An 11,911-nucleotide genomic window follows, 5' to 3' on the forward strand; every position below is an offset into this window, starting at 1 on the left:
CACCGCGCGACATCGCGCGAGGACGACGTCAGCGGACGAGGCCGCGCTCGTGGGCGATGGCCGCCGCCTCGGTCCGCGACGACGCGCCGAGCTTGGCGAGGATGCGGGACACGTGGACACTGGCGGTCTTGGTCGAGATGAACAGCTGTGCCCCCACCTGGCCGTTGCTCAGGCCGCGGGCGACGAGCTCGAGCACCTCCTGTTCGCGCGGGGTGAGAGCGTCCGGCGAGTCGGCCGTGGACGTCGGGTCCGCGGAGAGCTCGTCGAGCTCGCGCAGCAGGGGCGCGGCCCGCAGCCGGGTCGCGACCTCACGGGCGAGGTCGGCCTCGTGTCGGGCGCCGGCGGCGTCGCCCGAGACCCGGAGCGCCGCGGCGAGGCGCGCACGGGAGCGCGCGGTCTCGTAGGGGTGGCCGTAGCGCTCGAAGGCTGCGACCGACTCCTGCCACGCGGCGACCATGGCCCCCGGGTCCGGCGGCGACCCCTGGCCGGACCGCCACTGCAGTCGGAGCAGCTCGGCGCGCAGCCTGCGGTCCCAGGCCCAGGTCTCGGTGTTGGTCTCCTCGATGACCTCGGTCGTCGGCTCGCGGACGCCGCGCTGTGGCTCGGCGACGATGGCGTCGACCTTGGCCGTCATCGAGTCGAGGTCGGCGTGCGCGCGGCGCAGCAGGGTCGCGTCAGCGTGCGGGGCGTTGCCCGCCGTCTGCCCGGCGACGAGCGCGGCGAGCCGGACGACGGCGTGGAACCTGCCCCAGGTGCGCTCGAGGACGTCGACGGCGTCCTCGGCGATGTCGAGAGCGCGCGCGAGGTCTCCGGAGTTGCCGTAGTGCTCGACCGTCGGCATGACGAGCTGCACCACGCCGAACCCGTCGACGTGCCACCAGTCGCGGACCGCCGCGATCTCGCCCTCGCCGATCTCCTCGCCCCGACCGACCCGCACGACCATGAGTGCGGCATCGAAGAAGGACCGGCCCGGCTGCGGCAGCAAGGGGTCACGCACGTCGAGTCGCCGGACCGCGCCGTCCCAGTCACCGATCTCGTATGCCGTGAGCCCACCGACGAGCCGCGCCTCCAGTGCGAAAGGAGCCCAGTCGATGTGGAGCTCGCTCGCGAGGGCGGCGCCGCGGTCGTAGGCCTCGAGCGACTGCTCGAGGCGTCCGCGGCGGTGGTGCATCGTCGCCGCCTGGTGGTGGATGCGCACCCGCAGCGGGTCGCGGTCGCCGAGGTCGGCGAGCAGCTGGTCGATGTGCCGCTCGAGCGCGTCGAGGTCGTCGTGGACCTCGATGACGCGTGACATGACCGTGCGGATCTCGGTAAGCGCCCCCGGCAGGTCGAGGCGCTCGGCGAGCGAGGTGGCCTCCTCGCCGAGCGCGGCCGCCTCGGGGTAGTGGCGGATGTCGACGAGCTGCTGCATGTGCGCCGTCATGACGAACAGCCGGTCGGCGCTGTCGCCGTCCGGGACGACCGCCATGGCCTCGGTCGTCATGTCGAGCGCGCTCTCGGCGAACGCGAGGTCGACGAGCCGGCACCGGTTGGCGCACGTGGCCAGGAGCCGTGCCCGGGTCGCCGGTGACTGCGCCGGGCCCGGGTGCTCGATCCGGTCGCGCAGCAGCTGGACCGACCGGACGATGTCGCCGGCGGTCAGGGCCGCATCGGACGCCTCGAGGCTCACCTCGTCACGCTCGTCGCTGTCCTCCGGGAGCCACCCGAGCGCGTCCTCGAGGTGCTGGAGGGCGTTGGCCGGGCCACCGACGGCGAGGTCGGAGCGCGCTGCCTCGCGCGCGGCGCGCACCGCGGTCGCGAGGTCACCCGACGCGGCGGCGTGGCGGGCCAGCTCGGCAGGCGGGCCGAGCGTGGGATCGGCAGCCAGCGCACCGGCATACGCGCGGTGGAGCCGGATCCGTTGGCCAGGGAGGAGGTCGCTCGTCGTCGTCTCGGCGAGGAGGGCGTGCCGGAAGGCGTAGGCGGGTGGCCAGCGGGTCTCGATGACGTGCCGCTCGACGGCTTCGGCGATGGCGGCATCGAGCTCGGGTTCGGTGAGGTCGACGAGCCGGACGAGGAGGTCGTGGCTGATCGTGCGCCCGCCGACCGCCATGGTCCGCACGACCTCCTGGGTGGGGGCGGAGAGCTGGTCGACCCGCGCCCAGAGGACGCGGCTCAGGCCGCCCGAGATCGGCTGTCCCGAGACGGTGCTCGCGGCGAGCTCCTCGGCGAAGAACGGGTTGCCCTCGGCCCGTCGAGTGATCTCACGCGTGGTGCGGTCGTCGGGGGTGAGCGAGCCCGACGCCACGACGATGTCGCGAATGGCGCTGTCGCCCAGCGGTTGCAGGTCGACGTGCTCGACCCCGGCGATCCGGGCCCAGACGGCAAGCGTCTCGTGGAGCGGGTGCCGGCGGTGCAGGTCGTCGGAGCGGTAGGTCACGACGAGCGCGACCGACGAGGCGAACCCTCGGGTCAGCAGCAGCGTCATGAGGTCGCGCGAGGAGGGGTCGGCCCAGTGGGCGTCCTCGAGCACGACGAGCAGCGGGGTGCGCTCACCGACGGCGGTGAGCAGCGCGTGGACGGCCTCGGCGACCTGCCCGGGGGAGTGGTTGCCCGCCGATGTCTCCCGGCGCCCGGGCAGGAGGACGGCGAGGGCGGGGCGGGTGGCGACGACCTGTTCGACGACCTCGGGCTCGAGGAGGTCGAGCCGGCCGACGAGCTCGGTGAAGGGGAGGTGGGCGACGCCGCTGCCGGACTGTCCGACGCAATGCCCCCACGCGACGCTCCAGCCCGCGGCCTCGGCGTCGGCGGACACGCGCGCCAGGAGGGTGGACTTGCCGATTCCGGCGTCTCCGGACACGACGACGCCGACCCCACTGGGTGCGTCGAGTCCGAGGATCTCGGCGAGCCTGGCGAGGTCGGCGTCGCGTCCGACGAGCTCGCGCACGGGAGGAGTCATGAGTCGCAGTATCGACGACTGCACCGACTCCTCGCTGGCGAGCGCTGCTCCGGGGACCACCCGATTCAGCGGGTGGCGCGGGCGGCGGTCATCCGGGCCCGCACCCGGCGGATGACGTGGAGCGAGGATCCGGGACGCTCCTGCGTCTCGGGGAACTGCCCGTAGCGGGCGTGCATCTCGGCCCGGACGGCTTCGGGGGTGAGGAACGAGGTGTTCATCGCTGGTCCTTTCCGACCTGTGCTGTTGCTGACTCCTCAACAGTCGTCGGGTGAGGTAGCCGCCCACATCGGTCAGGTGCCGTATTTCGTGCGTGTCAGCTACCTCAGGCGCGTCTCGTCTCCTACCTCAGGAGCCCGTATGCCGTGTGCTTCAGAAGGGGATCGCCTCGGGGTCGGTCTTGGCGCGGGTGGACCGGTGGGGCATGTCGAGGGTGAGGGTGTGGTGGCGGCCGGTGGTGTGGTGGGTCAGGTGTCCTGGTGTGGAGTCGGTGCGGGGCAGTGGTCCGGTGAGGAGGTGGCCGCGGGCGTCCCAGACCTTGGGTCGGGTGCGCGGCGTCAGGGGGATGGCTTCGTGGTCGAGGAGGGCGGCGAGCTCGTCCTCGAAGGTGGCGGGCGCTGGTGTGGTGGGTGCGGTCGTGGGGGTGTTGCCGGGCGTGGTGTTGCCGGGCGCGGTGGGGTGGGGCGCGCTGGGGTGGGTGGCGGTGGCGAGGTGGAGGTGGTCCACGGGCCAGGTGGTGGATGCGTGTGCGGTGGGGTCGTGCCAGGTGACGCGTCCGTCAGGGTGCAGGTGCACGGTCCAGCCGGGTCGTTGCTTGATGCGGTGGTGGTGTCGGCACAGGGCGATGAGGTTGCTCGGGCTGGTGGGTCCGGTGGGCCAGGGTCGGACGTGGTCGAGGTCGCACTGCCTGGCGGGGGTGGAGCAGCCGGGGAAGCGGCATCCGCCGTCGCGCAGCCGCACGAGGCGGGCCATGCCGTCGGGGATCCGGTAGGCGGGGGTGGGTTCCTCGGCGCGGCGCGACCGTGCGGGTCGGGTACGTCCGGTGGCGAGCGCTTCGGGTACGTCCCCGGCGATCAGGGCGCCGGTGTCGGGGTCGCAGACCAGTTCGCGGTCCCCACGGGTCGTCTTCTCGGTCGAGGTGGTGGCGTCGTCGACCCAGGCTCGAGGGACGAACGTCGTGCCGGGCGTGCCGAGGCCTCCGACTTCCCTCAGCCCGCCACCGGTGGATTCGTCGTCGGCTGCGCGGGTGGTGTGGACGACGACGGCGACGTCGCAGTGGTCCAGGACGAGCTCCATGAGGGCGTCGGCGCGGGCGAGCTCGAGGGTGGGGGCGGTGCCGTCGCGGACCTTGCGGCGGGCGAGCTCGGTGATCGCGGCCCAGGCGGTGCGGGACTGCTCGACGAGGAACTCGCCGCGCCAGGCGTCGGTGCCGTGGCTGCCGGTGCGTCGGGTCAGTCCACGTCGGGAGCGTTCGTCGTCGGCGTGGGCGGCGACGGCTTCGGGGTCGATGATCGCGGCGGCACGCGCCAGCAGCTGGCGCAGCGGTCCGACGGTGAGCCCGGCCCAGCGTGGCGCGACGAGGTCGACGACAGCGGCCGCGGACCCCGGGGACAGGAACTCGGTCTCCTCGGTCACGGCCGCGGCGCGTCGTTCGTCGAGGTCACCGCACGCCATCGCATCGACCACGGCCGGGGTGCGGGTCAGCTGGTCGATCGCCTGGCCCACCCGCCGCGACGCGACGTGCACCGACACCCCCATCCGGGGTGCGGCGAGCTCGGGTGCGTCCATCCGCTGGTAGCCCACCCCGTGGTGGACCTCGACCGTGGTGCCGTCCTCCTGAAGGTGCGGCTCACGCGCCGACAGGTGCGCCAGCGCGAGTGCCTGCCGTGCCGACGCGGCGTCCTTGTCGCGCTGCGCGGCCTCGATGACGTCGAGGAGCTCTTCGGTGGTCAGCCCCGCGACCTCACCTCGCAGCACGGCATACCGGCCCTCGTGGGCGGCAGACGCGGAGGTGGCTTCCATGAAGCAATCTTACCCGAACACATGTTCGATAACAAGAGTTGTCCACACGAATTCGGTTCTGCCACAAGCGAACACGCTCGACCCGGAATTGCAGATCAGAGCCGCACTCGATCGCGCTCGAATCTCGACCAATCCAGACGACCCCGGGTGGCGAACCCCCCAAGCAACTCGCCGGGCCGACCTACGGTCCGGACCAGCGAAGGAGCGCAACGATGCGAATGACTTCCAAGGCTGCCCTCGCCCTCCCGGGCACGGCACTCCTCATCCTGACGGGTGCCACCGGCGCCAACGCCGCGGACTCCTGGAACATGAAGCTCACCGACACCATGGGCAACGACAGCGGATCGAGCTCGACCGCCAACCTCACGGTCGACGGTGACAGCCTCAAGATCTCGATCAAGGGCACGGGCTTCACCCCCAACTCGCCGCACGCACAGCACTTCCACGGCTCCTTCAGCGGAGACAAGAAGTTCACCTGCCCCGACTCGTCCGCCGACAAGGACGGCGACGGCCAGGTCAACACCGAGGAAGGCCTGCCGATGTACGGCGACGTCATCCTCTCGCTCACCACCTCCGGCGACACGAGCGCCAAGAGCGGTCTGGCCATCGAGCGGATGCCCAAGGCGGACGCCGACGGCAACCTGTCCTACAACCGCACGATCGAGCTGCCCGCCGGTGCGGGTGCCAAGCTCAAGAACCTCCACATCGTCCAGCACGGGCTCGACGCCAACGGCAACGACAAGTACGACCTCGACGCCCTGGGTGAGTCGACGTTCGCCAAGTCGCTCGGCGTCAACGGCATCCCGGAGGAGGCCACGAACCCGGCCACCTGCGGCACCGTCTCGAGCGCGTCCGCGGGTGAGATGCCGTCCGGCGGCGTCGCGACCGGTGACGGGACGACCGACGGCATCGAGGCCGGTGGAGCGTTCGGCCTGGCCGGAGCCGCCTTCGCCGCAGCCGGTGGCGCGCTGCTCTACCGTCGCCGCCTCGCCACCGACAAGGCCTGACCGGTTCATTCCATGACTGACGACGACACGAACCGCAGCCGGCGCCTCACGGTGTCGGCTGCGGCCGTCATGGCCTTCGGGCTGCTCGGGATCGGTGCCACCGGCTACGCGTTGGCGCAGCAGACCGGCCCGCCCCCGAAGGTCGCCGCCGGTCAGGGTGGCCACGAGGGTCACGGCGGGATGCAGCCCTCGACGACGCCGTCACCCTCGACGACCACGTCGCCCTCCGGCAGTGCTGGGAGCCCCCACGCAGGTCACGGCGGCACGGCTCCGGCAGGGACGGCATACGAGACCCCCAAGGGGCCGCTGCTCGAGCGTTCACGTCCGACCAAGGTGACCCTGCCCGGCATCGGCGTCAGCGCCCCGATCATCGACCTCGAGCTCAAGTCCGACAAGACGATGGAAGTGCCCGGCAACGGGACGGACGCGGGGTGGTTCACGAGCAGCCCCACCCCCGGTGAGCTCGGTCCGGCGATCATCGCCGCGCACGTCACCCACCGGAGCAAGCCCGCCGTGTTCTTCGAGCTCAGCGGCATGCGCAAGGGCGACAAGATCCAGGTGGCGCGCGAGGACGGGACGACCGCGACGTTCGGCGTGACGAGCGTGGGGCAGTACCCCAAGGCGAAGTTCCCCACCGAGGAGGTCTACGGACCCGTCGACCGGGCGGCCCTGCGCCTCATCACCTGCGGCGGCGTCCTCGACGGCGAGACCGGCAGCCACGTCGACAACGTCGTCGTCTACGCCGACCTCATCCAGTAGCCGACCACGGCAGCAGCGACACCACGACGGCCGTCATGGCCGCCGTGGTGCCGCTGTGCGATCGGTGATGTCAGAGCCGGAAGGACATCACCGACCCGCCTCCGGGGCAGACCGCGCACGTCGTGACGTACGCCTTGCCCGAACGGATCGCGACGCCGTACGGCGCCGGAAGGTCACCGACGACGACGGTCGGCGACGTGGAGCCACGGTTGACCTTGACGAGCGAGCCCATCGGGAGGCCTTCGGTGAGCAGACCCTTGGTCGCGATCTGCACGGCATACAGCTGGCGTCCCTTGAACGCGAGGTCGGTGACGTTCGTCAGGCCGGTGGCGTAGACCGTCGGGGTCGAGGAGTGACGACCGATGCGCCAGATCGTCGAGCCGCCGACGGGGAACGGGAAGCCGGTGAGCTGGCTGACGTAGAGCGCACCGTCAGGACCGACGACGACCGAGGTCGGGACCGCCTGCATCGGCATCATCCCGCCACCGGGGGCAGGGACCATCGTGTCGGGGAACGTCGCGACGGTCGAGGTGGCACCCCACGGGCGCACCCGGTTCACCGCGTTGGCACCGGCGTCGGCGACGACGAGGCCGCCGCGCCAGGACGAGATGCCCACGGGGTTGGAGTCGAGCTCGCCACCGTCCGGGTTCGCCCTGGTCTCGTAGGCGCCGAGGTCGGTCAGGGTCCGCATCCCGCGGCCGAACGTGCCGACCTGGATGGTGTCGAGCTTCTGCCCGGCGGCTGGGAGCATGGCGCGGACGGCCGGGTCGGCGCCGAGTCCCATGCTCAGGGCGAACCTCTTCGATCCCATGACGAGGATGTCGGCGGCCCCGATGGCGCCACCGCCCTCGGGGGACGCGAGCGAGGGCAGGCCGGTGAGCACCCGGCTCTGCGACCCGCGGTGGACCCTGGTGACCGAGCCTGAGAGGCCGAAGCACGTCTCGCCCTCGGGGCCGGGCATGCACGGGCCGGCGCCGCCGGTGCCCGCCTCGGCGACGTAGAGGTCACCGTTGGGGGCGAACGACAGCTGGCGGGGGTTGTTGAGCCCGGAGGCGACGACCGCAGTGTGCGAGCCGTGGGTGCCGTGCGACCCGTGGGCCGAGGCGGGTGGTGCGAGGACGACGAGGGTGGGCAGGGTGAGGGCAGCGACAGCCGTCGCGACCCGACGCAGTCTCGATGACATGGGGTCTCCATCGTCAAAAGGGCGCGGGTGATGGCCGTGCAGGCCGTGGGAGGCCGCCTCGCCTCCGGTGCTGGAGATGGGTCGGCTCGGTCCCGCGACCCGGCGACCCGTCCCTCGACAGTGGCCCGGCCCCCAGACCGGGTCAACCGCCCAGACGTGTCAGATGCCGGGGGGTCACACCCGCCTAGAACACCGGCTTGCCACCGGTGACCCCGACGACGGTTCCCGAGACGTAGCTCGCCTCGTCCGAGGCGAGGAACACGTAAGCCGCGGCGACCTCGACCGGGTGCCCTGCACGCCCCAGCGGGGTGTCGGAGCCGAAGCCGTCGACCTTGTCGGGCGCCATCGTCGCGGGGATGAGAGGGGTCCAGATCGGGCCCGGCGCAACGGCGTTGACGCGGATGCCACGAGGGCCGAGCTCTCCGGCGAGGTTGACGACGAGGTTGTTGAGCGCGGCCTTCGTCGCCGCGTAGTCGAGCAGGTGGCCGGAGGGCTCGTAGGCCTGGATCGACGTCGTGACGATGACGCTGCCACCACTCTTCTCGAGCTCGCCGGCGAGCGCCTGCACCAGCCAGAACGTCGAGAAGACGTTCGTCGCGAACGTCCGCTGGATCTGCTCGGGCGGGAAGGCTTCGATGTCGTCGAAGGTCATCTGGTATGCCGCGTTGCACACGAGGACGTCCAGCCCACCCAACGCGTCGACCGCGTCCGCGGCCAGCTTGGTGTTGGCGTCGAGCTCGGTGAGGTCGGTGGCGAAGAGGTGCGCCGTGCCGCCCGCCGCCTCGACCGCGCGGGCGGTGTCCTCGGCGTCGAAGCGCTCGGCGGTGAGGTGGGCGATCGCGACGTCCGCTCCCTCCTTGGCCATCGTGATGGCCACGGCCCGGCCGATGCCGGAGTCGCCGCCGGTGACGAGGACACGCTTGCCCTCGAGGCGTTGCCGTGGCGTCCACGTGGACTCGCCGTGGTCGGGGCTGGGGGTCAGCTCGTCGGTGCTGCCCGGCCACTCCTGGGACTGGCTGGGGATCTGCGTGAGCGTCGCGCGGGGCATGCCGATCTCCTTCGGTGCGGGTCCGGGAGGTCTCCTCCCACCATGGCACTACCCCGGGGGCCCTGAAAGGATGCGTCAATGCCCGACTACGGCCTCGACCTCGAGTTCGGTGTCTTCCCGAGCCCCGACGCAGCGCATCACCACGAGGTGCTCGAGCTGGCCCAGCTCGCCGACGTCCTCGGTCTCGAGCACGTGAGCATCCAGGACCACCCCTACCAGGCCAAGCACCTCGACACCTGGACCCTCCTGTCCGCGATCGGCGCCCGCACCACGCAGGTCAGGCTGTCGACCAACGTCGCCAACCTGCCGCTGCGTCCTCCTGTCGTGCTCGCCAAGGCGGCGGCGAGCCTCGACGTCCTCACCGGTGGGCGGGTGGAGCTCGGGCTCGGCGCCGGAGCGTTCTGGGACGCCATCGAGGCGGCCGGGGGCGGACGCAAGTCCCCCAAGGAGTCCGTCGACGCGCTCGTCGAGGCGATCACGATCCTGCGGGGCTTCTGGGCCGGTGAGCCCGGCCGGCTCCGGGGCGAGCACTACTCCGACCACGGGCTGCGGCCCGGGCCACGGCCGGTGCACGACATCCCGATCTGGCTCGGCGCCTACAAGCCGCGCATGGTCCGGCTCACCGGTCGCCTCGCCGACGGCTGGGTGCCGAGCATGGGCTACGCCGACCCCACGGACCTGCCCGACCTCAACGCCCGGCTCGACGAGGCCGCGGTCGCGGCGGGCCGTGCGACGCAGGACATCCGGCGCATCTACAACGTCTTCGGGCAGTTCGGCACCGGGTCAGGTCTCCTGCGCGGCACCCCGACCGACTGGGCCGAGCAGCTCACCGACCTCGCCGTCGGTGTCGGCATGTCCACGTTCATCGTCGGCACCGACGACCCCGACTTCCTGCGCCGCTTCGCGGAGGAGGTCGTCCCGCTCACGCGCGAGCTCGTCGCGGCCGAGCGCGAGGGTGGGGAGAGTGCGCCCGCACCCGTGGACGCGACGCCTGCGGTGGCCGACGCCACGCATTCGCAGCGGACCGCAACCGTTGCGGCCCAGGCCGATTCGGGCTTCACCGCGCAGCAGCTCGCCATCCCGGCTCACCTCGTCGAGGTCCATGACTACCTTCGCGCCGAGCTCGACCAGGTGCGCGACATCGTCCGCCAGGTCCGTGAGGGGCACACGACCATCGGCTCGGCGCGTTCGGTCATCAACACCATGACGATGCGCCAGAACAACTGGACCCTCGGCGCCTACTGCGAGTCCTACTGCCGGATCGTCACCGGTCACCACACCAACGAGGACCGCGGCATGTTCCCCCACCTGCTGCGCTCGGACCCGGCCCTCACCCCGGTCATCACCCGCCTGCACGACGAGCACGAGGTCATCGCAGGCCTGCTCGACTCGCTCGACCGCGCGCTCGTGTCGCTCGTCAGCGACCCCGGTCACGGCAGCGCCGGCTCCCGCGCCCTCGATGCCCTGTCCGACGCGGTCGACGAGCTCACCGAGCAGCTGCTCGCCCACCTGTCCTACGAGGAGGAGGCACTCCATGACGCCCTCGCCACCCACGGCTTCGGCTGAGCCCGCCGACGTCCCCGGCATCCCGCTCGACGCGGTCGAGTTCTACCGCACGCTCGAGACGTCGAACTCGCGCGAGTGGTGGGCCGCCAACAAGGAGCGGTATGCCGTCTCCGTCCGTGAGCCGATGGCGCACCTCGGCGACGTGCTCACCGACGAGTTCGGCGAACCGAAGCTGTTCCGCCCCAACCGGGACGTTCGGTTCAGCAAGGACAAGTCGCCCTACAAGAACCACCAGGGCCTCTTCGTCCCGACGTCGGCGCGGATGGGCTGGTACGTCCAGATCGGCGCCGACGGCCTCCGCACCGCCGGTGGCTTCTATGCCTCGGAGTCCGACCAGGTCGCCCGCTACCGCGCCTCGGTCGTCGACGACGTCGCGGGCGCGCTGCTCATCACGATCCTGGATGCCCTGTCCGACAACGGTTTCGAGATCGGGGGAGAGGTCCTCGCGACGCGACCACGCGGCATACCGTCAGATCATCCGCGACTGGAGCTGCTGCGCCACCGGACGCTGACCGCGACGCGCGACCACGGCACGCCGGACTGGCTCGAGTCCGACGACGTGGCAGACCGGGTCCGCGCCGACTGGGTGGCGATGCGACCGCTCGTCGAGTGGTGCGACCAGTACGTCGGTGCGACCGAGAAGCCCGGACGTCGCTGATGGTCCGGCGGGCGAGAGCGAGCGACGTCGACGAGATCGCGGGGTCGCTGCCCGAGACCGAGCTCGGGATCTCGTGGGGGGACCGGCCGACGTGGAAGGTGCGCGGCAAAGGGTTCCTCCTCTACCGGATGCCGCACAGGACGGCGGTCGACCCCGAGACCGGCGAGATGTGGGACGACCTGCTCGTCGTGACGATGCCCGACATGGGGGCCAAGCAGGCGGTCGTCGAGGCGGACAACCCGTTCTTCGACATCCCGCACTTCCGCAGCCACGCGGGCGTGCTCGTCCGGCTCTCACGCCTCGGCGAGATCGACCGCGACGAGCTCGAGGAGATCATCGTCGAGGCGTGGGCGGCTCGGGCACCGGCGAAGCTCGTCCGCGAGCACCTCGGGCCTGGGACACTGCCCCCATGAGCGGAGACGGCACCAAGGAGTCCCCCTGGGAGCTCACCACGGCCCCCGGGACGTCGGCCTAAGCCGCGGACGAGAAGAAGGACGCCAAGGACGGGACCGTCGAGGGGTGGGGGCGCTCGCAGGACAACCCGGTCGGCGGCTGGTACGGGCTGCGCAAGGGCTACCGGGGGCGGTTCGGGATGTACCTCCCGCCGCTGCTCGAGGAGCTCGGTCTCGCCGAGCTCGAGCACAACCCCCGCAACAACCGCGTCCGCGCCATCTGACCGAACGGACCCTCGAAGGGGCCGCCCTGCGAACGCCACGGGGCGGGTCCACGCGTG

The 11,911-nt window shown here is 71.7% G+C and carries 10 protein-coding genes and 1 pseudogene; 6 read left to right on the plus strand and 5 right to left on the minus strand.

Annotation, left to right across the window (positions count from 1 at the left end; genetic code table 11):
* Nucleotides 1-28 precede the first annotated feature (28 nt).
* The 3 genes from ACSQ11_RS06650 to ACSQ11_RS06660 form a co-directional block, all read right to left on the minus strand.
* Nucleotides 29-2,938, minus strand: a complete 2,910-nt coding sequence (locus ACSQ11_RS06650) for a helix-turn-helix transcriptional regulator (RefSeq protein WP_436004220.1) — start codon at nt 2,936-2,938, stop codon at nt 29-31.
* 65 nt (nt 2,939-3,003) lie between these two features.
* Nucleotides 3,004-3,156, minus strand: a complete 153-nt coding sequence (locus tag ACSQ11_RS06655) for a hypothetical protein (protein WP_436004222.1) — start codon at nt 3,154-3,156, stop codon at nt 3,004-3,006.
* Nucleotides 3,157-3,307: 151 nt separating this feature from the next.
* Nucleotides 3,308-4,957, minus strand: coding sequence for a DUF222 domain-containing protein (locus ACSQ11_RS06660; RefSeq protein ID WP_436004224.1), 1,650 nt, complete (start codon nt 4,955-4,957; stop codon nt 3,308-3,310).
* A 212-nt stretch (nt 4,958-5,169) separates the two neighbouring features.
* On the opposite strand from ACSQ11_RS06660, the gene ACSQ11_RS06665 reads away from it, so the two are divergent.
* The gene (locus ACSQ11_RS06665) at nt 5,170-5,964 is read left to right on the plus strand and encodes a hypothetical protein (RefSeq protein ID WP_436004226.1); all 795 of its coding nucleotides are present in this window, start codon (nt 5,170-5,172) and stop codon (nt 5,962-5,964) included.
* A 12-nt stretch (nt 5,965-5,976) separates the two neighbouring features.
* Nucleotides 5,977-6,723 (plus strand): class F sortase, encoded by a 747-nt coding sequence (locus tag ACSQ11_RS06670; protein WP_436004228.1) that lies wholly within the window; start codon nt 5,977-5,979, stop codon nt 6,721-6,723.
* Between the two features lie 70 nt (nt 6,724-6,793).
* On the opposite strand, the gene ACSQ11_RS06675 is transcribed toward ACSQ11_RS06670, so the two are convergent.
* Complete coding sequence (locus ACSQ11_RS06675) at nt 6,794-7,906, minus strand: ScyD/ScyE family protein (protein WP_436004230.1); 1,113 nt, start codon at nt 7,904-7,906, stop codon at nt 6,794-6,796.
* A gap of 184 nt (nt 7,907-8,090) precedes the next feature.
* Entirely contained in the window at nt 8,091-8,954 is an 864-nt protein-coding gene (locus ACSQ11_RS06680; RefSeq protein WP_436004232.1) for an SDR family oxidoreductase, read from the minus strand.
* A gap of 78 nt (nt 8,955-9,032) precedes the next feature.
* Between ACSQ11_RS06680 and ACSQ11_RS06685 the strand changes: the two genes are divergently transcribed.
* The 4 genes and pseudogenes from ACSQ11_RS06685 to ACSQ11_RS06700 all read left to right on the plus strand — a co-directional run.
* On the plus strand, nt 9,033-10,520 hold the full coding sequence (locus tag ACSQ11_RS06685; RefSeq protein ID WP_436004234.1) for an LLM class flavin-dependent oxidoreductase: 1,488 nt from the start codon (nt 9,033-9,035) through the stop codon (nt 10,518-10,520).
* Nucleotides 10,489-11,178 carry a DUF2461 domain-containing protein gene (locus tag ACSQ11_RS06690; RefSeq protein ID WP_436004236.1) on the plus strand — a complete coding sequence of 230 codons (690 nt, stop codon included), beginning with the start codon at nt 10,489-10,491 and terminating at the stop codon, nt 11,176-11,178. The genes ACSQ11_RS06685 and ACSQ11_RS06690 overlap by 32 nt, the downstream gene beginning before the upstream one ends.
* On the plus strand, nt 11,178-11,591 hold the full coding sequence (locus ACSQ11_RS06695; RefSeq protein ID WP_436004238.1) for an MmcQ/YjbR family DNA-binding protein: 414 nt from the start codon (nt 11,178-11,180) through the stop codon (nt 11,589-11,591). The genes ACSQ11_RS06690 and ACSQ11_RS06695 overlap by 1 nt, the downstream gene beginning before the upstream one ends.
* 74 nt (nt 11,592-11,665) lie before the next feature.
* Nucleotides 11,666-11,854: pseudogene (locus tag ACSQ11_RS06700) on the plus strand (DUF6855 family protein); the annotation flags it as partial.
* Nucleotides 11,855-11,911 lie beyond the last annotated feature (57 nt).

This window comes from Knoellia sp. LjRoot47, from assembly GCF_964253435.1.
Taxonomy (GTDB): domain Bacteria; phylum Actinomycetota; class Actinomycetes; order Actinomycetales; family Dermatophilaceae; genus Knoellia.